Genomic DNA, 24,813 nt, shown 5'->3' with positions numbered 1-24,813 from the left:
AACATTGCCGTTTACTGCCTTGCTAGGCGCAGCGGCGTGGGAGGCGTTAGGCCAGGCGTTGCGCGCCAGGGGCTAATGTCCAATCCACCACGACGCACGTAACGCGCCAGCACCAGCAGTTGCGTTGGTTTTGCATGGGTCATTAGGTCGGTGAAGATGTGCTCAACGCAATGTTCGTGAAAATCCTGATGTTGACGAAACCCAATCAGGTAACGCAGTAACCCTTCGCGATCGATTTTGGGCCCTTGGTAGCGAATCAACACGCTTCCCCAATCCGGCTGGCCGGTGACGGGGCAGTTAGATTTCAGCAGATGGGAATAGAGGGTCTCTTCGACGATCTCGTCCCCTACCGAGAGATGTGCGCTGCTTGGCGTATAATCGTTGATGGCAATATCCAAATCGTCCAAGCATTCACCCGGCAACTGCTGTGGTGAAAGCTCTGAGGCATCCACATCAAACAGCTCGACACTCACCTCAGCCCCCGCCGCCACGGCAAGGTCATTGGCCATCGTTTCCATCACTTCCTGACGGCTATAAAACCGGGATTGATTAAAGCTGTTGAGGTAGAGCTTCCACGATTTGGATTCAATCAGGTTGGGCGAGCTTGCGGGTAATCGAAAGCGCGCCACGGCGACAATGGGCTTGCCGCGGCTATTCAGCCAGGAGACTTCAAAGGCGTGCCACTCATCTTCGCCCACAAACGGTAAAACGCCCTCATCAATACCCAGTGGCGCCCGGTTGGCCGCCCGGGGGATAGGGTAGAGAAGCCCCGCGTCGTAATGCTCAGGGTAAGCGGAGTCACGCCCCAGGGGGGCGTGTTCTAACGTGTCTGGACGATGCGCCATTAATAATTACTCTCTATTACTGTGCTGTGTGACCACTAGCTGCGAATACCTTTACCACGCTCTAGCATGGTTAACGCCACCACAAATAACACGATGATAAAGGCGAAAATAGCAGTCAGTGCCCAACCAACGGGGATATCCGAGACACCCAGAAAGCCGTAGCGGAAGACGTTGACCATGTACAGAATGGGGTTGAGCATGGAAACGCCCTGCCAGAAGTCTGGCAGCATCGAGATAGAGTAAAACACCCCACCCAGATAAGTCAGCGGCGTGAGAATAAAGGTCGGCACGATAGAAATGTCATCGAACTTGTTCGCCAGCAAGGCGTTGATAAAGCCACCAATGGAGAACAGTGCCGAGGTGAGCACCACCACTAATACCGTGAGCAGTGGATGCTCCATGGTCAAACGCGTAAAGAACAGCGAAACGACGGTGACGATCAACCCAACGCCCAGCCCGCGCGCCATACCACCCAGAATAAAGCCGGCCAAAATCACCCAGTTGGGCATTGGCGAGACCATCATCTCTTCAATCGAACGCTGAAACTTGTTCGAAAAAAAGCTCGAAGCCACGTTGGAGTAGCTGTTGGTAATCACCGACATCATGATCAGCCCCGGGACGATAAAGTCCATGTAGCTGAAGCCATCCATATCCCCAATCCGGGAGCCGATCAGGTTACCAAAAATGATGAAGTACATCGCCATGGTGATCGAAGGTGGCAGCAGCGTTTGCGGCCAAATGCGCGTGAAGCGCTTGATCTCTTTGAGCACCAGCGTCCATAGCGCGATCAATGTTTGCGTAGCGTTCATACGCGCTCCTCCTTCTTCTCGACGCGCTGGTCTATCGCCCTTTGGCCGCTACCTTCTACCATCGACACAAACATCTCCTCCAGGCGATTGGCCCGGTTACGCATGGATACTACTTCGATACCCTGCTCACTCAACGCTTTGAACACATCGTTCAAGCGCTGCCCACGATGAACCAGCAGAGAAAGCTGGGTGGGCTCTATCTGGTGCAATTCAAACCCTTCGATGTGGGGCACTTCTGCGATTGGCTCAGCCAAATCGATCAGGAAGGTCTCGGTATCAAGCTCGGCCAGTAGCTCCCGCACGCTGGTATTGCGCACAATGTCGCCATTATTGATGATCGCCACATTGCGACAGAGACTCTCGGCCTCTTCCAGGTAGTGCGTCGTCAGAATGATGGTGGTGCCTTCATCCTGGTTGATCCGCCGCATGTACTCCCACATGCTACGCCGCAGCTCGATATCCACCCCCGCGGTTGGCTCATCGAGAATCAGCAGCTTGGGGCGATGCATCAGCGCCCGGGCAATCATCAGGCGGCGCTTCATGCCACCGGAGAGCATGCGCGCGCTGCCGTTGCGCTTTTCCCATAGGCCAAGGTCGGTCAGCAGCTGTTTAGCACGAGGCAAGGCTTCGCGACTGGTCATGCCGTAATAGCCCGCTTGGGCCAGCACGATATCGAGCACCTTTTCGAACTGGTTGAAATTGAACTCCTGAGGCACCACACCTAGCTGGTATTTAGCCTTGGCGAAGTCTTTATCAACATCGATGCCAAAGATGGACACTTGGCCCGCAGTTTTTTGCACCAGCGAGCAGACCACGCCTAACGTGGTGGACTTACCGGCCCCATTGGGGCCCAACAAAGCAAAAAAATCGCCCTGCTGGACGTCGAGATCAATACCTTTGAGCGCCTGAAAGTCGTTGCCATACACTTTGGTAAGGCCACGGATCGACAATGCCGGTTCGGCCATGAACATGTCCTGTCAGCAAAATAAGAAGAGAAGGTAAAACATTAGGGCGCAAACGACTTTTTTCAAGGTGATAAAGACCACCAACCGTCAGACACGCAAAAAATGACGCCCAGCCAGTAGCCAACGCATCAGGGATACAGAGGGATAAACAAATTAAAACTAGAAGCACTTGGAGCGGGAAAGGTGATTCGGTGGGGCGGCCTTCCGCCGGGCTGGCGCACCAGATCACGACCCTCGCCTTGGCAAGGCCATACTCTTAACCACACATCCAAATTGGAGCGGGAAAGGAGATTCGAACTCCCGACCCTCGCCTTGGCAAGGCGATGCTCTACCACTGAGCTATTCCCGCAACGCAAACAAAACGATGTGCAACACTAGATGGCGTCCCATAGGGGGTTCGAACCCCTGTTACCGCCGTGAAAGGGCGGTGTCCTAGGCCACTAGACGAATGGGACTTATTGGAGCAGGAAAACAACTTAATCCGGCGCCTAAAACTGGAGCGGGAAAGGAGATTCGACCGGGCTGGCGTTCCAGCACCCGACTTCGCCTGACTAACCACACACCTAAACTGGAGCGGGAAAGGAGATTCGAACTCCCGACCCTCGCCTTGGCAAGGCGATGCTCTACCACTGAGCTATTCCCGCTTATAGAACACTTGCTTAGCTTTTTGCCTAAGCTTTTTACCTAACTTATCGGAAGTGGCGTCCCATAGGGGGTTCGAACCCCTGTTACCGCCGTGAAAGGGCGGTGTCCTAGACCACTAGACGAATGGGACACTGTAATTACTTCAACTACTTGGAGCGGGAAAGGAGATTCGACCGGGCTGGCGTTCCAGCTCCCGACCTCGCCTGACTTACCACACACCTAATTGGAGCGGGAAAGGAGATTCGAACTCCCGACCCTCGCCTTGGCAAGGCGATGCTCTACCACTGAGCTATTCCCGCATTCCGATAACCCTGACGACCGCTTACTCTAGCTCTAGAAAGAAAAAGAATAAGTGGCGTCCCATAGGGGGTTCGAACCCCTGTTACCGCCGTGAAAGGGCGGTGTCCTAGACCACTAGACGAATGGGACGTTGCTTGCCTCGTCGAGGTGGCGCGTATGTTACTCAGACCTTATTGAGCTGTCAAGCACTCTGCCCCACTCGCTTAACTGGCCTGCTTTCAACTACCTATTCCTCAAACCAGCCCTCAACTCAGCCCTTAACCCAGTCACCCGGGAAAAGCGCTGTTTCGCCCGCACAGAGCAAAGGTGCACGCTGGCAGTGCTCTTAGCGAAATTTAGGCGTCATTAAGGTGCAAACACTTAATCAACTTAGTGGCCTACCTTTTGGACTCAACCTACAAAATCGTTAAAAATCTTTTATTTATAATAAAATCGATTTTTATGGCACACCCCTTGCTACCTCATTGTGTTCCTTTGCCGACCTGCTTCCCAATCAACGAGGTGTGCTATGTCCTTATCCCGTCGAAAGTTTCTCACTACGGCCGCGGTTTCCTCCACCGCGGGTTTAGTCTTAGGTGCGCCGTCTATCGCTCGCGCCCAATCAGCAGAAAGCTTTAACTGGCGCATGACCAATGCCTACAGCCCCGGTTCGCCCTTTTACGTGGAAGGCCCAGGCAGCCCTACGGATGTGATCGCCAAAATCAACGCCATGTCCGGTGGCCGCCTCAATATTCAGCACTTCTCTTCCGGCGAGCTGATTCCAGCCTTTGAAGGTTTCGAAGCCGTTCAAAGCGGCACGATTGAGATGAACGCCGCTAACAGCTACTTCTGGTCAGGCACCACCTTTGCGGCCCAGTACTTCACTACCGTGCCGTTTGGCATGAGCTTTATGGGCCATATGGCGTGGCTTTACCACGGCGGCGGCCTGGAGCTATGGCACGAAGTATATGAGCCCTATGGCATGGTGGCCTTCCCGCTGAACAATACCGGCGTGCAGATGACCGGCTGGTTCCGCGAGCCCATTGAAGACATTAGTCAGCTAAACGGCCTGCGCATGCGAGTGCCTGGCTTGGCGGGTCAGGTTTACTCCTCGCTTGGCGTGGATGCCCGCGTACTGCCCGGTGGCGAAATATTCCCAGCGCTGGAGCGTGGCGTGATTGACGCAGCCGAGTTCGTAGGCCCTTACCAAGACCGCCGTATGGGTCTGCATAATGCCGCCAAGTTCTACCACACCACTGGCTGGCACGAACCCTCCACCACGGGCGAACTGCTGATCTCGAAAACCCACTGGGATAGCCTGCCGGAAGATCTGCAGATGATTGTTAAAACCGCCTGTATGGCAGCCTGCCTAGAGAGCGTCACTTGGTCCGAAGCCGTTAACGGTGAAGCCATGACTGACCTGGTCGAGAACGAAGGCGTCACTGCCAGCATGCTTCCCGCCCCCGTTGTCGATGCGCTGCGTGAAGCCACTCAAGATACTCTGGCGACAGAGGCCAACGCCGATCCGCTAGTACGCAAAGTGCACGATAGTTACATGGCGTTTAAAGCCAACCACGACCGTTGGGCGGGTGCTAGTGAGCGTGCCTGGTTAAACGACATTATCGGAGCCTGATATGCGCACCGTGGCATTTTTTGTCCACGGAGTTGAGGCGGTGGTTCGGCTATTTGGCTGGATCGCCGCCTGGACCTGCGTGGTACTAGTCGGTTTAGTCGCTGGCGATGTGTTAATGCGCTACGTATTTAGCGTTGGTGCGGTATGGCTGCAGGAGCTTCAGTGGCACTTGATCTCGCCTATCGCGCTGTTTGGCATGTCGTATTTGCTGTTGATGGGCGAGCAGGTGCGCGTCGACGTTTTCTATGAGCGTTTTCCGGTAGGGTTGCAACGCGTGATTGAAGTGATCGGCGGGCTATTGCTATTGGTGATGGGGCTGTATATCGCGTGGTTGACGCTGCCCTGGATAGCCCAGTCGTTCGGCCGCGGCGAAGCATCGCCTAACCCAGGTGGCCTCCCCCTTCGCTGGCTGCTCAAATCGCTCATTCCGTTCGGTTTTGTCCTTCTCGCGCTGCAAGGGTTGGCCCACGCACTGCGCCAGGCGTTTGCCCTGCCCACACGAGGTGAATAACGCATGTCTCCTAATGAGTGGCTAGCGATCGGTATGATCGTGGCTTTTTTTGTGTTTCTGCTGATCGGCATTCCGGTGGGCATCAGTATTGCGGCAACGGCCTTTTTCTTTGGTTATATCGGCTTTGGCCCGATGTTGTTTAACCTACTGCCATCGCGTATTTATGGGGTGGTCACCAACTACACCTTTATGGCCATACCGCTGTTTGTGTTTATGGGCGTGATGCTGGAGAAGTCGAAGCTGGCCGAAGAGCTGATTGATGTGATTGGCCATTTGTTCGGCGGCCTCTCTGGCGGCATGGGCGTGGCGATTATTTTGGTAGGTGTGCTCTTGGGAGCGGCTACCGGCATTGTCGGTGCCACGATCGTTACCCTTGGCCTGCTCACGTTGCCGACGCTGCTACGCCGAGGCTACCCCAAAACCCTTGCCACCGGGATGATCTGCGCGTCCGGCACCTTGGGGCAAATTATTCCGCCTAGCCTGGTACTCATTCTACTGGCAGAAATACTCGGCGAGTCCGTCGGTACGATGTTTGCAGCCGCCATGGTGCCGGGGCTAACACTCGCGGCGGTGTATATCATTGCCATTTTGGTCATCGCCAAACTCTACCCTCACCTGATGCCCCCCATCCCCATTGAGGAGCGTAAAGCGATGGGGCGACGCCAACTGCTGATGAAAGTGATCACCGTGGTGGGCCCGCCGGTGGGTTTGGTATTTGCTGTGCTGGGTTCGATTATTGGCGGCATTGCGGCCCCTACCGAGGCCGCCGCAATGGGCGCACTGGGGGCGCTGGTGTTTGTCGCCTGCTCGGGGCGGTTAACCTTCACGCTACTCAAGGAGGTCGCCAAGGCCACGCTGGTGATTTCGGCGATGGTGTTCTTTATCTTGATCAGTGCGCAGGTATTTGGGCTAGCGTTTCGTGGCCTGGGTGGCGAGCACCTTGTCGCCCGGATGTTTGACTGGGTGCCAGGCGGTGAATTCGGCGCGCTGCTGTTTATGCTATTGCTGATGTTCGTGCTGGGCTTCTTCCTCGAGTGGATTGAGATCAGCTATATTGCCCTGCCACTATTTTTACCGTTCTTCGTTCAGATGGGCGTCGATATGGTATGGCTGGGCATTCTAGTGGGGTTGGTGCTGCAAACCTCGTTTCTTACCCCGCCCTTTGGCTGGTCACTGTTTTTCCTCAAGGGCGTGGCCCCCAAAGAGGTCACCACGCTGGATATCTACAAAGGCGCCCTGCCGTTTATCGGGCTGCAGTTTTTAGCCGTTGCGCTGGTGTTTATTTTTCCCAGCATCGCCACTTGGCTGCCGAACGCCATTGGCTGGTAACCATGATCAATAACAAAGGAATTTAAGATGCTTCACACCCAACGTAGTTACGGCGGCAGCTGCGTCGCCCCACATCACCTGGCGGCTAGCGCCGGGCGAGATGTGTTGAAACAGGGCGGCAACGCGGTGGAAGCCATGGTGGCAGCCGCCGCGGCCATTGCGGTGGTTTATCCGCATATGAATGCCCTGGGTGGCGACGGTTTTTGGTTAATTCATGAGCCCGGCAAAGCCCCCGTTGCCATAGACGCCTGCGGCCCGGCAGCGGGCCTCGCCAATGCGGATTTCTACGCCGGTGAGACGCAGATTCCCGAGCGTGGCCCTAAAGCTGCTCTGACCATGGCGGGCACGATTGGCGGCTGGCATGAAGCGCTGAACGTAGCGTCGAGCTGGGGAAAGCAGCTGCCTCTGACCACGCTGTTGGCCGACGCCATTCATCATGCCGAAGCGGGTATTTCGGTCACCCAAAGCCAGGAAGCCCTCACTGCCAAACACGTTGAACGCCTGTCTCAAAGCCCTGGCTTTAGTGACTCCCTGCTGCTTAACGGCCAGGTGCCCCAGGAGGGTGAGCGCCTGCGCCAGCCACGCTTAGCGGCCACCCTCAAGCGATTAGCGGAAGCCGGATTAGATGATTTCTATCGCGGCGAACTGGCTGCTAGCATGGCGAAAGATTTGGAAGCAGTGGGCAGCCCCCTGCGCTTGGCTGACTTTCACGCCTACCGCGCCCAGCGCGTCACGCCGCTGGAAGTCACCCTCCAGGATGCCATGCTGTACAACCTGCCAGCGCCGACCCAAGGCATGGCGTCGTTAATGATTTTGGCCATTTACGAGCGCTTGAAAGCCGCCGAGCCCAACGGTTTTGATCACCTGCACGGGCTGATTGAAGCGACCAAGCGCGCCTTTATCCTACGTGACCAAAATGTGACTGACCCGGGCCGTGTCCCCACACCACTGCAGGCGTTACTCAGCGAGGCGAATATTGGTCGGGAAGCGGCTCAAATTGACCCACAACGCGCCCTGCCCTGGCCACACGAGCCAGCCCCTGGCGACACCATTTGGATGGGCACCGTCGATAGCGAAGGCCGTGCAGTAAGCTTTATCCAGAGTATCTATTGGGAGTTCGGCAGTGGCGTGGTGCTGCCGGAAAGCGGCGTGTTGTGGCAGAACCGCGGCATCAGCTTTTCGCTTAATCCCGACGACCTGCGCGGCTTAGCCCCTGGCCGCAAACCTTTCCATACGCTCAACCCGGCAATGGCCAAGTTTAACGATGGTCGTACCATGGTCTACGGCACCATGGGCGGTGAAGGCCAGCCGCAAACCCAGGCGGCGGTATTTTCCCGCTATGCGCTGCACGGCATGCCGCTTCAGCAGGCGATAACCGCGCCCCGCTGGCTGCTGGGTCGTACTTGGGGTGAAACCAGCACTAACTTAAAACTCGAAGCGCGTTTTGACGATGCCCTTGTAACCGCCCTAGCGACAGCCGGCCACGATGTGGAAGTGTTGCCTGAAGCCTTCAGCGACACCATGGGTCATGCGGGCGGTATCGTGCACCACCCGCATGGATTGATAGAGAGCGCTCACGATCCGCGCAGTAACGGCGGCGCGGCCAGCGTATAAACACATCTTGGGGAGTTTCATCCATGCTGAACTTGAGCAGGCGACTCACTGTCACTCATGAGAGTGTTAAGCTAGCCTGCTTAATAAGCCTCTGAAGAGTGGCCAACCAGAGGGAGAGGAGAACCCCATGGCGAAAATAGAAAAATCCCCCGACGAGTGGCAAAAGCAGTTAACGCCAGAGCAGTACCGCGTGGCACGCGAGAAAGGCACTGAACGCCCTTTCACCGGGGATTATCAGGTGCGCGATGCTCAGGGTATTTACCACTGTGTGTGCTGTAATGCGCCACTGTTTGAGAACGAGCACAAGTTTGATGCTGGCTGCGGCTGGCCCAGCTTTGACCGGCCGCTGGGTAGCCGCTGCGTTGAAGAGCATACAGATACCACTCACGGCATGCAGCGCACCGAGGTCGTCTGTTCTCACTGTGATGCACACCTGGGCCACGTTTTCCCCGACGGGCCACCCGAGACCACCGGCTTGCGCTACTGCATCAACTCGGTGTCGTTAGAGTTTCACCCCGACGAGTAATCCTTGCTAAAAGGAAGCACAGCAAGGCGGGCGCCATCTGTTAGAATGGTCGCCCGCTTTTTTGTGCCTCTATTTTTTGTACTTTCAGGAGAGACCCATGCTCGGCTGGTTCCCCGGACATATGAACAAGGCCCGCCGCCAGATTAAGGAGGTGCTGCCTGAAATTGACGTAGTGATCGAGGTCCTCGACGCGCGTCTGCCCTACTCCAGCGCCAACCCGATGCTGGCCGAGCTAACCCGCCATAAGCCGGTGCTGAAAATTCTCTCCCGCGCCGATCTCGCCGACCCAGAGCGGACGGCCGAGTGGGTCGAATTTTTCGATGCCCAAGAGAACATGCGTGCCTTAGCCGTTACCACGACCAATACCCGTGAGCTGAAGAAAATCCCCAAGCTGTGTCATGAACTGGCCGGTGCCGTGCGCGCTGACCGCGATGTGCGCGTGATGGTGATGGGTATACCGAATGTCGGGAAATCCACGCTGATTAATGGCTTGGCTGGGCGCAAAATCGCCAAGACCGGTAACGAGCCTGCGGTCACCAAGCGTCAACAGAAGGTGCGTATCGATGGGCGTGTAGCCCTTACCGACACCCCAGGCGTGCTGTGGCCCAAAATCGAAGACCAGGCCAGTGCTTATCGTCTCGCTGCTACCGGCGCCATTCGCGATACCGCCATTGAGTACACCGATGTGGCGATTGTCACCAGCGCGGAGCTTGCCAAGCGCTACCCCGAAGCGCTCACCGAGCGTTATAAGCTCAAAGAGCTGCCGCCTTACGCCGCACCGGACATTCCCCACGATATTGATGCGGACGGTCCGAAAAAGCCCGATTTTCTCGCTATTGCTGGCTTCGACGGTAACGCCATCTTAAAAGATATCGCTGCCCGCCGTGGCGGCCTGCGCCCCGGCGGCGCGGTAGACCTGCACCGTGGCGCCGAAGTACTGCTTCACGAACTTCGCGACGGCAAGCTGGGCAGGCTAACGCTTGAAACCCCGGCAGATATTCCGCCACCCCCGGTGCAAAACGACGAAGACAATCAAGGCCTTTCCGACGCATAATGAGCCGAGCACTGCTAAGTCACCCTTTGACCTAGTAAACACATAATGACGTTGGATACTTTTGGGCTTCTAGCTACTTTTGGACAAACACCTCATGGATACCCCGCAGTCGCACGAATCACAACCGCTAAAGAAATCTCATAAGCTGCACAATGTCTGCTACGACATTCGCGGCCCGGTACTCGACCACGCCAAGCGCTTGGAAGAGGAAGGTCAACGAATTCTCAAGCTGAATATCGGCAACCCCGCGCCCTTCGGCTTCGAGGCGCCGGAAGAGATTCTTCAGGATGTGATGCGTAACCTGCCCACGGCCCAGGGCTACTGCGACTCCAAGGGGCTCTACTCTGCGCGCAAAGCGATTATGCAGGAGTGCCAGCGCAAGCAGATTCCCGGCGTGGGGATTGAAGATATCTTCATCGGCAACGGCGTTTCCGAGCTGATCGTTATGGCCATGCAGGCGCTGCTCAATGACGGCGACGAAGTGCTGATTCCCGCACCGGACTACCCGCTCTGGACCGCGGCCGCTCACCTTTCCGGTGGCCACGCGGTGCACTACCTGTGCGACGAGCAGGCGGACTGGACGCCCGACATGGCGGATATTCGCGCCAAAATCACCAGCCACACGCGTGCCATTGTGCTGATCAACCCCAATAACCCGACCGGCGCGGTGTATCCGCCCGCGGTGGTCAAAGAGGTATTAGAGATCGCCAAGCAGCACAATCTGGTGGTATTTTCTGACGAGATCTACGACAAGATTCTGTACGACGGCGTCGAGCATACCGCCACGGGCGCGTTAGCGGACGATGACCAATTAGTCATCACCATGAACGGGCTTTCCAAAAGCTATCGCTGTGCGGGCTTTCGCTCAGGCTGGATGATTATCTCCGGCACCTTGGCCAAATTGAACGCTCAGGACTATATCCAGGGGCTGAATATGTTGGCTTCCATGCGTCTGTGCGCCAACGTGCCCGCCCAGCATGCGATTCAAACCGCGCTGGGGGGCTATCAGTCGATTAACGATTTAATCCTGCCTGGCGGGCGGCTGTTGGCCCAGCGTGACATCACGGTAGAAAAGCTGAACGCGATCCCCGGCGTCTCCTGCGTGAAGCCAAAAGGCGCGCTCTATGCGTTTCCACGTCTGGACCCAAAAGTTTTCAACATCAAAGACGATCAGCAGATGGTGCTTGACCTGCTGCTGCAGGAAAAAATATTGCTGGTACAAGGGACCGCCTTTAACTGGCCAGAGCCGGATCATGTGCGCATTGTGACCCTGCCCTGGGCAGACCAGCTCGGTGATGCACTAGACCGTTTTGCCAACTTCCTATCCCGCTACCGGCAGTGAGCCTAGCCAGGTGAATATGCCGATTAAAACAGCTATTTGATGCAGCGATGACTTGAAACTGCCACGAACAGTACGTATTTAAACAACTATTCTGTGACCATTTCACTGGCTGTGTATGAACCGGTTTCTAAACGTTGAGGGAGAACCTGCACCATGATGCGAATTCTGCTGTTTTTAGCGACCAATATAGCGGTCTTGCTGGTCGCCAGTATCACCTTGCGCTTGCTCGGTGTAGAGGGCTACCTGCGCGGCCAGGGCATCGACTTCACCAGCCTGCTGATCTTCTGCTTTGTGTTCGGCATGGCGGGTTCCATCATCTCGCTATTCATTTCCAAATGGATGGCCAAGCGCAGCACCGGCACGGTGATCATCGAAACGCCCTCCAACTCGACCGAACGGTGGTTGCTGGACACGGTCGCGGAGCTCTCCCGTGAAGCGGGTATTAAAACCCCGGAAGTGGGCATCTTTCCGGCACAGCAATCCAACGCCTTTGCTACGGGCTGGAACAAGGACGATGCACTGGTGGCCGTCTCGGCAGGCTTGATGAATCGCATGCGACCGGAAGAAGTGCGGGCGGTACTGGCTCACGAAATTGGCCACGTTGCCAATGGCGACATGGTGACACTGGCGCTGATTCAAGGCGTGGTGAACACCTTCGTGATGTTCTTTGCCCGGGTAGTGGCACACTTGGTCGATAACTTCCTGCGCAGCCGTAGCGATGGTGAAGGCGGGCTCGGCTTTATGGGTTACTTCGCAGTAGTCATGGTCGCTGAGATTGTGTTCGGTATTTTGGCCTCAGCTATCGTCGCCTGGTTCTCGCGCTATCGCGAATACCGCGCCGACGAAGCCGGTGCGCGGCTGGCAGGCACCAATGCGATGGTCAGCGCGCTGGCTCGCTTGAAAACCGAAACGGAAATGCCCGATCAAATGCCGGACACACTGCGCGCCATGGCCATCACCAAAGGCCAAACGCGCTCGCTGGTGGAAAAGCTATTTGCCAGCCACCCGCCGCTGGATGAGCGCATCCGTGCGCTGAAAGAAGCCGCTTATCGTCAGTAATATTGTCCAGCAGCTCTAAACATTTAAGGCCCGCATCTGCGGGCCTTATTGTTATTCGCCACCTGTTTTTCACTGCTTATTTTTTACTATCCTGCTCGGTTACCGTAAACCCCGCCCCACGCAATAAGCCTTCCAGCGCTATCGCCTCCCCTGACAACTGCACGTTGAGCGTGGCGAATTCGCGCCGCAGCGGGTAGTTGGCGCGGCAGTCATCAAAACCTTTGTGCATGCCGTGATGCTGCGTTTGGCGCTGGAGAGCATCGTGGTCGCGGCGTACGTCATACACTGCTCTCATGCAGAGCCTTAGCGCATCTTCAGGAGGCAGTGCGTGCTGCAAATGCAGTGATGCCAGCGCGGGCGGTGGGCAAATATCCGCAAACGCTAGCTCGATTGGCTCGTCGCAGTGGTGGGCCAGCGCTTGCTGAATCATCCAGGTGCCGCGTAGCTTGCCATCCAAACTGTGCCCGGCAATATGCGGTGTCGCTATAGAAACCAGGTCACGCAAGCCAGCATCGATATCCGGCTCCTCTTCCCACACATCCAACACCGCCTTAATGTCCCCTTTACCCGACAACCGGCTGCGCAGCGCCAAGCCATCCACGCAGTCGCCCCGTCCAGCATTAAGCAGCACACAACCTGGCGCCAGCTCATCAATACGCTGAGCGTTGAGTAGTTGATATGTCGCGTGTGGGCCTTCGCGGGTTAGTGGTGTATGCAGGCAGAGCACGTCACAGTGATCGATCAGGGCGTCCAAAGAGTGAAACCCTGCCTGGCCCTCCTTGTCAGATCGGGGCGGGTCACAGGCCAGCGTTGCCACGCCCATGGCGTTTAGCCGTGCCTGCAGTCTGCTGCCGACATTGCCTACCCCCACAATCCCCACGGTGCACTCGCCAAGTGCCCAGCCATCGCGCTCCGCCAAGGTCAGCAAGCTGCTCAATACATAATCAACCACCGCTTCGGCGTTGCAGCCTGGTGCACTGGCGAAGTCGATATTGCGCTGCGCCAGCGCCGCCTGGTCGATATGGTCGGTGCCAATGGTGCACGTACCCACAAAACGTACGGGGCTATCGGCAAGCAGCTTATCGTTGACCTGGGTAATGGAGCGCACGATGAGCGCGTCGGCATCCCGAAGGTGGGCGGCGTTTATCTCCCGCCCTGGCACACGGGTGAGCGTACCGAAATGGCCGAAGCAGTGCTCGGCAGCGGGGATATTGGCGTCGATGACAAGTTTCATAGGCGTTTGGGTATCCGGGCTTTACAATACCGCCCGCGACGGCTTGATGGGCAGGCGTGTTTAAAGGCTATCTTTTAAAGGCTATCTTTTAAAAGCTAAGTAAGGAGAGTGTTGTGATCGTACGCTGGGAAACCAACCATGACTATGTGTTGGTTCATATTCACCAGGATATGTTTGGTGACTGGATTTTCAGCCGCGCCTGGGGGCAAATCGGCACTCAGTTTGGCGGTCTAAAGCACCAGCTAGCCGACACGCTGGAGCAGGCCCAGATGTGGCTTGAGGACGAAACCACCATCCAGTCCTCGCGGGGTTTTCGCAAGGTACTGGACGTGGCCGATCATACTCCCGAGGGCCAGGAGGCCATGCGCCAACTATCGCTACTGGATACACTTTAGGGCCGCTAGGGGTTAGCCCAGAAAGCGCCGCCCGTCACGCTCATGCGCCCCTTTGGGGGCGGAGGTATCGGGTGGTGCGGTAAACGCTTCCAGGGCCGCTTCATCCAGCCAGCCGCGTTCACGCAACCAATCGCTTAAGCGTTCTAGCTCAAAGCCACGATCCAACTCATTGCCATCGCTATCCACCAGCACCGGTATCCGCACGCCGTAGCGCTCGACAAGCGCATCGTCATCACTGATTTCGATATGGTGCAGCCACACCTTCTGATTGGCGAGTGTCGCCACCAGCCCTTCCAATTGAGTGCATAGGTGGCAACCCAGCGTGGTGTAAAGCGATAGATGAATCATGCAAAGACTCTTTTCATACGATGGCTCTCTTACGCCGCTTTGTGGCGCAGTATAAACACATGGTGAAGATTCGTACGCCGCTGGAAATCGGGGTCGAAGCTGCGCCCGGTGATGTCCTCGACTATATACTGCTCGTAAAGCGCTTCATCGAGTTTAAAACGCCGTTGGTTATTAGAAAACACTAACGTGCCACCCGGTGCCAAGCGCGCCATGGCGAGTTCCACCAGTCGCGGATGGTCACGCTGCACATCAAGGGTATCGCGCATTTTCTTGGAGTTGGAAAAGGTCGGCGGATCCATAAAGATCAGGTCGAACTCGGCGTTGGCCGTTTCCAGCCAGCGGAAACAGTCGTCGCGAATCACACGATGCAGCCGTGTATCGAGTTTGTTCAGCGCAAAGTTGTCCTTGGCCCACTCCAGGTAGGTGTTGGACATATCCACGCTCACACTGTCACTGGCGCCACCCAAGGCCGCCTGTACGGTCGCGGTGGCGGTATAACAGAACAGGTTTAAAAAACGCTTACCGCTGGCCATTTCGCCCAGCATGCGCCGAACCGGCCGATGGTCAAGGAACAGCCCGGTATCCAGATAGTCACGCAGGTTGACCCATAGCCGTGCTGCGCCCTCCTGCACCTCAAAGCGTTCACCGCTGGCGGCCCGCTTCTGGTACTGGGCGCTGCCGGTTTGGCGTTCGCGGCGTTTGATATAGATTTTGCTGGCATCAACGTTAAGCGCCTCGGGCATGACTTCCAAGGCATCGTACAAGCGCTTTTGCGCCTGGGCTGGGTTGATCGAGCTAGGTGCCGCGTACTCTTGTACATGTACCCGATCACCATAACGATCCACCGCCAGGGCGTATTCCGGCATATCGGCATCATAAACGCGATAGCTGGTTTCACCGCTCTGCTTCAGCCATTTCTTCAAGCGCTTCTGATTTTTAATCAGTCGATTGGCAAACATCTGCGCATTGTCTTGGTTTTTGTGGGCGGTTTGCTCTTCGCTCGCCTTTTCACCAGGCGTCGCCACTGCACTGCTCTCGCTCTGAACAGGCTTTGTATCGCTCGCGGCAGGCACATGCTCAGTGCCACCAATCTCCATAAGCAGCAGCTTGGCATCTAGCGCGCCGTTTTTAAGCGCGTACTGCTTGTGCGCACGCATGCCCAGCCGGTGGCCTAGATCCGGGTTACCGGTAAATACCGCCAGGGTCCAGCCGGTGAATAGCGCTTTGGCTTTCTCACCAAGCTGGGCGTATAGACGCACCAGTTCAGGCAATTCACCCAGGCGTTCGCCGTAGGGTGGGTTAGTAATCAGCAGGCCGCTCTCAGCCGTCAGTGTTTCGGGTCGCGTCAACTGGACAAGGCTTTGACCATGCAGGCTTATCAAGGCTGGAATACCCGCGCGCATGGCATTGGATTTCGCTGCCGTCAGTGCTGCGGGGCTCTGATCAAAGCCGAGTAGCTGGGCTTTACAGCGCTTGCGACCAATCGACGCGCGCGCATCGGCTTCGCGCTTCTGTTCCTGCCAAGCGAGATCATCGTGGCCTGCCCAGCCGTGAAAGCCGAACCGCTCACGATTCAGGTTAGGCGCTTGGTCAGCGGCCATCATGGCGGCTTCGATCAGCAGCGTGCCTGCACCGCACAGCGGATCAATCAACGGCTCTCCCGCTTTTAAGCGCTCGGGCCAGCCTGCGCGCACCAGCAGTGCCGCCGCCAGATTCTCTTTTAGCGGTGCATGGCCTACGTCACGGCGATAACCACGGCGGTGGAGACTCTCCCCTGAGAGATCCAGCCCAATGGTTAAATTCATCCGGTGCAGGTGAGCATAGACGCGCAAATGTGGGGTTTTGGTATCCACATTGGGGCGTTCCTGCCCGGCCAGTTGAAGCGCATCGACAATGCCGTCTTTAACGGTTTGCGCGCCAAAGCGGGTGTGGCGAATGTGTTCGCTGCGGCCATGGAAATCGACGGCCAGCGTTTTGCCCGGTGCCAGGTGCTGTGGCCAGGCAATGCGGGCGACCACATCGCGCACTTGCTCGGCGGTATCGATCATCGATTCGCGTACCAGGGTCAAAATGACCCGGTTGGCTAACCGAGACCACAGGCAAACACGATAAGCGATCGCTTGGCTGGCAGTGAAATAGACGCCTGCCACGGTGGTTTTACCCGGCGTGGCGCCCAGCGCTATGAGTTCGTCGTGGAGCAGGCCTTCGGTGCCTTTGGGGCAAGTGGCGAGCAAGTTCAGGACAGCGGTTTGGTTCGACTCGGTCATGATAATAGCGGCGCGTAAAGGCGCGATATCCCTGTATATAGCAAATGAGTTTACGTTTTATGACAATTTGATAGTCGACAGATGACCCCATCATGGTCTAACAATAAGAGAGTAGCTACTGAAAAACGCATGCGTTTCTTGTCAGGGTCGGTTCAGAACTAGGCCTATGGCATATGAGTGTTCTTTGTAAGAGATAGCCGCTCGGCTCGTTCAGCCCGTGAGTGCCAAACAACAGGGTTGGAGCGGCGTCTCGCTCTTGAAGCAAGCTCTCGGAATAGCGGTTGTTTTCGTTTTCGATAACACCCTATTTCTTATCAAAGGCTTTCGTGAAAAGAGGTTAGCCAATGAAACGGCAAAAACGTGATCGCTTCCAGCGGGCTTATGTCCACGGCTACAAAGCGGGTGTATCGGGTCGTTCTCGCGACGATTGTCCCAGTCAAGATATCAATTTACGCGAATACTGGATGAGCGGTTGGCGTGAAGGCCGCGGTGACCAGTGGGATGGGATGACAGGCATCTCGGGCATCCACAAAAACCCCTTAGTCATGGCCTAACGTTTTTATTTTTCAAGATTCTAAAAGAAAGATTTTAAGCGAGAGGTTTTCAGTGAGCCCACTTTTTCAAGTGGGCTTTTTAGTGCGCATTGATACCCACACTGCTTTGCTAATCATCTGCACGCTCAACCGTTAGCTTTCAGTGCCCTTGCACACTCACCGACCAGTTTAGGCCCTTGATAGATCAACCCCGAGTAGAGTTGCACTAAATCTGCGCCCGCCGCGATTTTGGCCTGGGCAGCAGCGGCACTATCGATTCCACCGACACCGATGATAGGTAGCGATGGTAGATGCTCACGTAACTGGCGAATAACGCGATTTGATGCCTCGAAGACAGGTTTTCCAGAAAGCCCACCCGCCTCCTCCGCTTGTGAGTCACCCTCTACTCCCGCGCGGGAAACCGTCGTATTGGTAGCAATCACGCCATCAAGTGCATTGCGCTGAATGCTTTCTGCCATCAACGCCACTTCTTCCGCGCTCATATCCGGGGCGATCTTAATCAGCAGTGGCGTTTTTTGGCCCGCTTGGGCATCAAGCTCGTTGGCGCGAGCGCGAATAGGCCCCAGCAACGCGTCCAGCTGTTCACCAAACTGTAAGGTACGCAGCCCAGGGGTATTCGGCGAGGAGACGTTAACGGCAATGTAATCCGCATAAGGGTGCACCGCATCTAGACATACCAGGTAGTCATCCAGTGCGTTCTCTACTGACGTCGTCAGGTTTTTACCAATATTGATGCCCACAATGCCACCGTAGTGACGCTGTTTAACCTGCTGGATCAGATGCGCAACCCCTTTGTTGTTAAAACCAAAGCGGTTGATGATCGCTTCATGCTGCGCTAAGCGAAACAGCCGAGGCTTAGGATTCCCTGGCTGCGGCTTAGGCGTCACTGTTCCGACCTCGACAAAGCCAAACCCCAGCGCGCCCAGCGCATCCAGGTGGTCGGCGTTCTTGTCCAACCCCGCGGCGAGACCTACCCGATTGGCAAAGCGCAGCCCCATCAGTTCGACGGGATCCTCGACCGGCTGGCCAAATAGCCGTGTAACGCCCCCTACCCGATGCAGTGCATCCAACGCACCCAGCGCCATACCGTGAGAGGTTTCTGGGTCAACGCGAAAGAACAGTGAGCGGGCGAGGTTGTACATAGCGGATCTCTTGAAGCGGGGACTGAAAACGGGCACTAGTATAACGCAATAAAGCGCGCCCTGGTGGAGAACCAGGACGCGCTTTTGTAGAGCGGAATCACTAGGTAAATTTAGGCTTCGCTATCGCTTTCAGCCAGATCTACCAGTTCGCGTACCGCCACGGCGAAGAGCGCAAAGCCCCCTTCACTACCGCCGCGCACCTCCTCAATCAAACGACACCAGCGGCGATGCAGATCGGCATGCTGATCCAGCCACTGCGCCACCCGCTCTTGGGTATCGCGGCTTCCGGCATCAAGCTTCAGTACGCTGGTGGTCAGTGCCAACTGCTGTCGCTCGATGTCGTCGCGGAAGGTTTCCCGCGCCTGCGCCTGCCAGGCGTCGCGCACTTCCAGCTGAGTTACCTGCTGAATCATCCACGGCAGCTCCAGGCGGCTGCCAATTTCGTACAGCACTTCCGCCACCCGTTGGGGTTTTTCGTTGGTCAGGCGCGCCGCCTGGATAATGCCCAGCCCCGCATAAAGGCTTGATGACGCCGCCACGGTGGATGCCAGCGCATCCGGCACGCCCGCCTCCAACAGCTCGTCTCGACGCGAGTTCCAGGCGCTAAGCTCTTCACCGCTGAGCAACTCACCAATACCTTCCTGTAACTGTGCCAGGCGAGGAGCAAAATACTCGATAGTGTCCAGCGTCGAGAGTCCTAAATGCTGACGCACAAACCAGCGCGTGGCGCGACGGATCAGGCGCATCAGGTCAAGCATCATTGAGTACTGGATACGATTCGGTACTTGATTATCGAGCGCTTCTATTTGCGCCCATAGACCGGGCAAGTTAAAGCTATCGCGGGCCACAATATAAGCGCGAGCGATGTCGGCACGCCCAGCGCCGGTGGAGTCCATTAGGCGGCGTACAAAGACAATACCCATATGGTCGACCAGGTCGTTGGCCACCTGCGTTGCCACGATTTCACGCTTAAGACGGTGTTCGTACATTTCGTCTTTAAAGCGCTCCACCAGCACCGAGGGGAACAACCGCTCCAGATGACGGTGAATATACGGGTCATCCGGCACGTCAGAGGTGATCAAGTCGCCTTTCAAGGTACTCTTGGCGTAAGAGATCAGTACCGACAGCTCAGGCAGGCGCATCCCTTGATCATTGCTGGCCCGCTCTTTGAGCACATCATCGGCAGGCAGGAACTCCAGCTCGCGGTCAATCTGCCCGGTGGCCTCCAGCTCGCTGATAAAGCGGCGGTAGGGGCCCATCGACTGGTCAGAAAGGATAGCCGATAGATCCAGCGCTTGGCTTTGGCGGTAATTATCGAGAATCACCAGCTCTGACACTTCATCGGTCATTTCCGCCAGCAGCTGATTGCGCTGTTTGTCGGTCATATCGCCGCGCTTGACCACTTCATCGATCAAAATCTTGATATTGACCTCATGGTCGGAGCAGTTCACCCCACCGGCGTTGTCAATGAAGTCGGTATAGACACGCACGCCTTTGGCGGCGGCTTCCATACGCCCGCGCTGGGTCAAACCAAGGTTACCGCCCTCACCCACCACGCGGCAGTTCAAGTCGTTGCCGTTGATGCGCAGGCTGTCGTTGGCTTTGTCGCCAACATCGGCATCGGTTTCATCGGAGCCCTTCACATAGGTACCGATACCGCCGTTCCAGATCAAATCCACCTTGGATTTGAGCATCGCGCGGATCAATTCGTTCGGCGACAGGCGGGTTTCCTGGATGCCAAACACCTGCTGCATTTCCGGGGTAATAACGATTGATTTAGCACTGCGGCTAAAGATACCGCCACCGGCAGAGATCAGCTCCTGACTGTAATCTTCCCAGCTGGAGCGTGGCAGGGCGAACAGCCGTTTGCGCTCGGCGAAGGAGGCTTCAGCGTCTGGATTGGGGTCAACAAAGATATGCAGATGGTTAAAGGCACCCACCAGCTGAATCTTGTCGGAGAGCAGCATGCCGTTACCGAACACATCACCGGCCATATCACCGATACCGACCACGCTGAACAGATCGCGCTGGGTATCCACATCCAGGTTCTTGAAGTGGCGCTTAACTGACTCCCAGGCGCCGCGTGCAGTAATGCCCATTTTCTTGTGGTCGTAACCGTTGGCACCGCCAGAGGCAAAGGCATCGCCCAGCCAGTGGCCGTACTCCAGGGAAATCTCATTAGCGATATCCGAGAAAGTCGCCGTGCCTTTATCGGCGGCTACCACCAAATAGGCGTCATCGCCATCGTGACGAACGACATTTTCCGGCGGCACCACAGCGCTACCCACCAGGTTGTCGGTAACATCCAGCAGCGCGCGGATAAAGATTTGATAGCAGGCGATGCCCTCTTTCTGCACAACGTCGCGGCTGGCATTCTCCGGCATGCGCTTACAGACAAAACCGCCTTTTGCGCCCACCGGGACGATAACGGCGTTCTTAACCTGCTGCGCTTTCACTAGACCCAGCACTTCGGTGCGGTAATCTTCAAAGCGATCCGACCAGCGTAGGCCGCCGCGGGCGACTTTACCGCCGCGCAGGTGGACACCTTCGACCCGTGGCGAGCAGACAAAAATTTCAAACATTGGCCGCGGCTTGGGCATGCCGGTGACTTTGGAAGGCTCAAGTTTGTAAGCAATATAGTCTTTAAAGCGTCCGCCCTCGCCGAGCTGGTAATAGTTGGTACGCAGCGTGGCGAGAATTAACTCCATAAAGCGACGCAGCAGTTGGTCATCATTAAGGCTGGCAACGCCTTCCAGGCGCTCGTTTATGCTCGCTATACATGCGTCCGTGGCGTGGTCCTGCTGCTCAGGATCAAAACGCAGGCGGAATAGCTCAACCAACTCGCGCGTAATGGCCGGGTAGTTGGCCAGCGTCGCGGCAATGTAGTCCTGAGACATGCCAAAGCGGATCTGCTTCAAATAGCGCGCATAGCCGCGCAGCATCGCCACTTCGCGCCAATCCAGCCCTGCGCCGATAATCAGGCGGTTAAAGGCATCGTTATCGGCTTCGCCTGTCCAGATGCGTTTGAAGGCTTCGGTAAATACGTCGCGCATATCACCCAAGCTGACATCCGCACCGCTGTGTTCAAGCTCAAAGTCGTGAATCCAGTAGCGCTGCTCAGGGGAGTTGATATCGTAGGGGCGTTCGCCAATCACACGTAGGCCGAGATTTTCCATCATCGGCAGCACGTCGGAAAGCGGAATCTGGGTGCCGCGATGGAACAGCTTTAGATTAACGCCACCGCCCTCCACTTCCAACGGACGGTAGAGCGACAGCGATAAGTCGTCGCCGTTGTTCAGCGTTAACAAGTGCTGGACATCAAACACCGCGGTGCGTGCGGAAAAATCTTCACGATAGCTCGCTGAGAAGGCTTCGCGGAAGTGATCCATCAGGTGGTTGGCACGCTCTTCGCCAAACCCTTCCACCATGGCGTTGTGCAGGTCGTCGCTCCAGCTACGCGCCAGCCGCGCCACCTTGCTCTCCAGACGCTTAAGATCGTAATCGCTGGGCGCATCGCCGTTGAAGCGCAGAATCAGCTGAATGCGTGCCAGTACCGACTCAGATAGGTAGGTATTGAAATCGCCAAAGTGGGCATCCAGCTCATCGCACAGCACATTTTGAATTCGCTGGCGCAGATCCGTCGAGAATACGTCGCGGGGCACAAACACCAAGCAGGAGTAGAACTTGCCGCTGATATCGGCGCGGATAAACAGCCGCACCTGGCGGCGCTCGCGGATATTGAGAATGCCCAGCGAAGTGCTCGCCAATGATTCGGTATCGATTTGAAACAGGTCATCGCGGGGGTAAACTTCCAGCACCTGCAGCAACTGCTTGCCGTTGTGGCCCTGGGGATTAAACCCTGCGATATCCATCACTGCTTTTAGCTTTCGACGCAGCAGCGGGATATTGCGCGGCGATTCGTTGTATACCGTTGAGGTAAACAGACCAAAGAAGCGCCGTTCTCCAATCACATTACCATCGTCATCGTAACGATCAACGGTAATGTAGTCAGGATAGGTAGGACGATGCACGCGGGAGTGATGGGCACTCTTGGCAAACGACAGCAGTTGCGGCACCAGCACATAGTCGTTGTGCTCATCCACGCCCTCTTCGGTACGAATCCGCTCGCAGTAACGCGGTTGATCCAGGCGGAACACGCCCAGTACGCTATCGGCATCGCGCTGCAGTTCGTTACCTACCAGTAGATACTCGTCGTAGCCTAGGAAGGTGAAGTTGTCCTTGAGCAGCCACTCTAAGAAAGCAATCGCCTCTTCGTGGTCGTCGGGGTCGATCTGCGGCGGGCAATTTTTTTCAAGCTCTTGAATCGACGCGGTAATTTGCGCGCACATAGCGTCGTAATCGCCCACGGCGGTGCGCACATCACGCAGTACGTCGTTCAGGTTGCTTTCGATTTTCTCAAGCAACTCCACATTAGTGTGTCGATCAACTTCAATAACAATCAGCGACTCGCGGGCTTCCGGCGCGTTCTCATCGCGAGGTGAGGTTTGCGCCTGTAACTGGTGGCGGTCATCACGAGCAACCGCCAGCACGGCGTTTTGAATCGCGTGTACCGTTAAACCGCGACGGTTGAGCTCGATACGCACCGAGTCGACCAAAAACGGCATATCCTCATGCAGCACGGCCACAAAGGTATGCGTTGACTGCCAGCCGTGCTCTTCAAAATCTGGATTAAAAACGCGCACTTTAGGTTTTTTGGGGTCGTGGTGCTGTAAAAACTGCCAGATTGACAGTGTTGCACCATACAGGTCGTCCAGGCGACGATCGACGAGATCCTCCACCGGCACGGTGGCATAAAAGTGTCGAGCAAAGGCGTCAATGGTCGCGGCTCGAGCAGGCTCCAGACGCGCATATAATCGCTCCTGAAGCTGCTTCAAAAGATCCTGACGACTCTCTTCAATCGCAACGTAGTGCATCCATCACCTCGACTGCCTAGGCCATTAATCGGCCAAAAAACGAAGGACAATAGGCCTTTAGGCCAACATAGCGTCTAGCTTACGCTACCTATCGTCGCGTCCCTAATCACATGACATGTTGTTCATGGCGCATACCGTTTACGCATTAGGCCGTTAGAACATTAACTTTTTGCTTAAACGTCCCGCCTCGTTAACAACACCCCGCATTCACAGTGATCGGTAAACGGGAACTGGTCAAATAGCGCAAAGCGCTCTATCCGATGAGTGTTGGTCAGTATGGTCAAGTTTTCAGCCAATGTGGCCGGGTTGCATGAAATATAGACGATCTGAGCATACTCGCTGAGCTGTTCACAGCTCTGTTCATCTAGCCCGGCGCGGGGCGGGTCTACCAGCACGGTGGAAAAATCGTAATCATCCAGTCCCATTTCCGCCACGCGACGTCCGGCCTTTTCGCCCTTCAGCGCCTGCGAAAACTCTTCTGCGGACATGCGACCAATCTGCGCGTTCGCGACCCCATTGGCTTCTAAGTTGACGTTGGCACTGGCGACCGACGTGCGGGAAATTTCCGTGGCCAACACGCGGCGGAAATTCTCGGCGAGCGCAATGGTGAAATTGCCGTTTCCGCAGTAGAGCTCGACCAGATCTTTCTTTGCGCCTTCATCTTGCTGCTTAGCGGTCACTTCCCGCGCCCAGCTGAGCATTTTTTGGCAGATATGCGCATTGGGCTGGGTAAAGCTGTTTTCGACCTGCTGATAGTGCAACGTGCGGCCATTCACCTCTAGGCGCTCCCAGACATGGTCACGGGTCAGCACAATGCGCTGCTTGCGGGAACGACCAATGATCATGATGCCGAGTTCAGCTTCTAGCGTGCGCGCTTCGCGTTCCCACTCGTCACCTAAGGGGCGATGATAAATCAGTGTGACCAGCGCTTCGCCAGAGAGCGTGGTTAAAAATTCCACCTGAAACAGCTTGCGGCGCAGCTCGTCAGACGCGAGACAGGCCTCACGCAGCTGTGGCATGAGCTGATTGATTCGCTCGCTGGCGACAGCGTACTGATCCAGCCGAATGACGCGCTTATTTTTCGGGTTCTCAGGATCGACCTCAAACATGGCATAGAAGAGATCGTTCTCTTCATGCCAAATGCGAAACTCGCAACGCTGGCGGTAGTAGCCGGGCGGCGATTCAAACACCTCCAGTACCGGTGGCTGGAAAGGCGCAAAGGTACTTTCCAGATAGTCGCGCTTGGCGGCCAACTGCTCGGCATAACGTTCAGGTTCTACGACGGGGATAGCCAAGGCTGCTCCTCTTGAATGGGTTCAGAAATAGTA

19 protein-coding genes and 6 tRNA genes are annotated in these 24,813 nt (G+C 56.2%); 10 read left to right on the top strand and 15 right to left on the bottom strand.

Annotation, left to right across the window (positions count from 1 at the left end; all coding sequences use genetic code 11):
- Positions 1–11 precede the first annotated feature (11 nt).
- The 9 genes from queF to ACWI0H_RS05860 form a co-directional block, all read right to left on the bottom strand.
- Positions 12–845 carry an NADPH-dependent 7-cyano-7-deazaguanine reductase QueF gene (gene queF / locus ACWI0H_RS05900; protein WP_485875422.1) on the bottom strand — a complete coding sequence of 278 codons (834 nt, stop codon included), beginning with the start codon at positions 843–845 and terminating at the stop codon, positions 12–14.
- A 35-nt stretch (positions 846–880) separates the two neighbouring features.
- Entirely contained in the window at positions 881–1,654 is a 774-nt protein-coding gene (locus ACWI0H_RS05895) for an ABC transporter permease (RefSeq protein WP_290693196.1), read from the bottom strand.
- Positions 1,651–2,619: an ABC transporter ATP-binding protein gene (locus ACWI0H_RS05890; protein ID WP_485875420.1), complete on the bottom strand. Its 969-nt coding sequence runs from the start codon at positions 2,617–2,619 to the stop codon at positions 1,651–1,653. The genes ACWI0H_RS05895 and ACWI0H_RS05890 overlap by 4 nt, the downstream gene beginning before the upstream one ends.
- A 274-nt stretch (positions 2,620–2,893) precedes the next feature.
- Positions 2,894–2,968 (bottom strand) — tRNA-Gly (locus ACWI0H_RS05885).
- Positions 2,969–2,998: 30 nt separating this feature from the next.
- Positions 2,999–3,074: transfer RNA gene (locus ACWI0H_RS05880), tRNA-Glu, on the bottom strand.
- A gap of 114 nt (positions 3,075–3,188) precedes the next feature.
- Positions 3,189–3,263, bottom strand: a tRNA-Gly gene (locus tag ACWI0H_RS05875).
- A 55-nt stretch (positions 3,264–3,318) separates the two neighbouring features.
- Positions 3,319–3,394 (bottom strand) — tRNA-Glu (locus ACWI0H_RS05870).
- 94 nt (positions 3,395–3,488) lie between these two features.
- Positions 3,489–3,563, bottom strand: a tRNA-Gly gene (locus ACWI0H_RS05865).
- 54 nt (positions 3,564–3,617) lie between these two features.
- Positions 3,618–3,693, bottom strand: a tRNA-Glu gene (locus ACWI0H_RS05860).
- A 379-nt stretch (positions 3,694–4,072) separates the two neighbouring features.
- Here ACWI0H_RS05860 and ACWI0H_RS05855 point away from each other — a divergent pair.
- The 8 genes from ACWI0H_RS05855 to htpX all read left to right on the top strand — a co-directional run bounded on the left by ACWI0H_RS05855 (position 4,073) and on the right by htpX (position 12,611).
- A complete protein-coding gene (locus ACWI0H_RS05855) occupies positions 4,073–5,176 on the top strand; it encodes a TRAP transporter substrate-binding protein (RefSeq protein WP_485875418.1) in 1,104 nt (367 codons plus the stop codon).
- 1 nt (position 5,177) lies between these two features.
- Positions 5,178–5,687 carry a TRAP transporter small permease subunit gene (locus tag ACWI0H_RS05850; RefSeq protein ID WP_485875416.1) on the top strand — a complete coding sequence of 170 codons (510 nt, stop codon included), beginning with the start codon at positions 5,178–5,180 and terminating at the stop codon, positions 5,685–5,687.
- Between the two features lie 3 nt (positions 5,688–5,690).
- The gene (locus ACWI0H_RS05845; protein WP_295713852.1) at positions 5,691–7,016 is read left to right on the top strand and encodes a TRAP transporter large permease; all 1,326 of its coding nucleotides are present in this window, start codon (positions 5,691–5,693) and stop codon (positions 7,014–7,016) included.
- 27 nt (positions 7,017–7,043) lie between these two features.
- Complete coding sequence (locus ACWI0H_RS05840) at positions 7,044–8,630, top strand: gamma-glutamyltransferase family protein (RefSeq protein ID WP_101146119.1); 1,587 nt, start codon at positions 7,044–7,046, stop codon at positions 8,628–8,630.
- Positions 8,631–8,757: 127 nt separating this feature from the next.
- Complete coding sequence (gene msrB, locus ACWI0H_RS05835; RefSeq protein ID WP_101146118.1) at positions 8,758–9,156, top strand: peptide-methionine (R)-S-oxide reductase MsrB; 399 nt, start codon at positions 8,758–8,760, stop codon at positions 9,154–9,156.
- Between the two features lie 97 nt (positions 9,157–9,253).
- Entirely contained in the window at positions 9,254–10,210 is a 957-nt protein-coding gene (gene ylqF / locus ACWI0H_RS05830; protein ID WP_485875413.1) for a ribosome biogenesis GTPase YlqF, read from the top strand.
- Positions 10,211–10,304: 94 nt separating this feature from the next.
- The gene (locus ACWI0H_RS05825) at positions 10,305–11,552 is read left to right on the top strand and encodes a pyridoxal phosphate-dependent aminotransferase (RefSeq protein ID WP_485875411.1); all 1,248 of its coding nucleotides are present in this window, start codon (positions 10,305–10,307) and stop codon (positions 11,550–11,552) included.
- Positions 11,553–11,705: 153 nt separating this feature from the next.
- Positions 11,706–12,611, top strand: coding sequence for a protease HtpX (gene htpX / locus ACWI0H_RS05820; RefSeq protein ID WP_485875409.1), 906 nt, complete (start codon positions 11,706–11,708; stop codon positions 12,609–12,611).
- 76 nt (positions 12,612–12,687) lie between these two features.
- On the opposite strand, the gene pdxB is transcribed toward htpX, so the two are convergent.
- Positions 12,688–13,845, bottom strand: a complete 1,158-nt coding sequence (gene pdxB, locus ACWI0H_RS05815) for a 4-phosphoerythronate dehydrogenase PdxB (protein WP_485875407.1) — start codon at positions 13,843–13,845, stop codon at positions 12,688–12,690.
- 113 nt (positions 13,846–13,958) lie between these two features.
- Between pdxB and ACWI0H_RS05810 the strand changes: the two genes are divergently transcribed.
- Positions 13,959–14,240, top strand: coding sequence for a WGR domain-containing protein (locus ACWI0H_RS05810; RefSeq protein ID WP_008958419.1), 282 nt, complete (start codon positions 13,959–13,961; stop codon positions 14,238–14,240).
- Between the two features lie 12 nt (positions 14,241–14,252).
- Here ACWI0H_RS05810 and ACWI0H_RS05805 read toward each other — a convergent pair whose 3' ends face one another.
- Together ACWI0H_RS05805 and rlmKL are read right to left on the bottom strand one after the other, a co-directional pair.
- Positions 14,253–14,588, bottom strand: a complete 336-nt coding sequence (locus ACWI0H_RS05805; protein WP_008958420.1) for a glutaredoxin family protein — start codon at positions 14,586–14,588, stop codon at positions 14,253–14,255.
- A gap of 29 nt (positions 14,589–14,617) precedes the next feature.
- Positions 14,618–16,855, bottom strand: coding sequence for a bifunctional 23S rRNA (guanine(2069)-N(7))-methyltransferase RlmK/23S rRNA (guanine(2445)-N(2))-methyltransferase RlmL (rlmKL, locus tag ACWI0H_RS05800; RefSeq protein WP_485875404.1), 2,238 nt, complete (start codon positions 16,853–16,855; stop codon positions 14,618–14,620).
- Between the two features lie 344 nt (positions 16,856–17,199).
- Between rlmKL and rmf the strand changes: the two genes are divergently transcribed.
- A complete protein-coding gene (gene rmf, locus ACWI0H_RS05795; protein WP_007111057.1) occupies positions 17,200–17,409 on the top strand; it encodes a ribosome modulation factor in 210 nt (69 codons plus the stop codon).
- Positions 17,410–17,534: 125 nt separating this feature from the next.
- Here the strand turns inward: rmf and ACWI0H_RS05790 are convergent, their stop codons facing one another.
- From ACWI0H_RS05790 to trmA, 3 genes are all read right to left on the bottom strand, one after another.
- A complete protein-coding gene (locus ACWI0H_RS05790; RefSeq protein WP_485875402.1) occupies positions 17,535–18,551 on the bottom strand; it encodes a quinone-dependent dihydroorotate dehydrogenase in 1,017 nt (338 codons plus the stop codon).
- A 110-nt stretch (positions 18,552–18,661) separates the two neighbouring features.
- The gene (locus ACWI0H_RS05785; protein WP_485875400.1) at positions 18,662–23,485 is read right to left on the bottom strand and encodes an NAD-glutamate dehydrogenase; all 4,824 of its coding nucleotides are present in this window, start codon (positions 23,483–23,485) and stop codon (positions 18,662–18,664) included.
- A gap of 173 nt (positions 23,486–23,658) precedes the next feature.
- Positions 23,659–24,780, bottom strand: coding sequence for a tRNA (uridine(54)-C5)-methyltransferase TrmA (trmA, locus tag ACWI0H_RS05780; protein ID WP_485875398.1), 1,122 nt, complete (start codon positions 24,778–24,780; stop codon positions 23,659–23,661).
- Positions 24,781–24,813: the final 33 nt, after the last annotated feature.

The sequence above is a fragment of the Halomonas sp. NYA30 genome, assembly GCF_976980765.1.
Note: the sequence above shows the minus strand (reverse complement) of the source record. Positions and strands in the feature narration are given on the sequence as shown.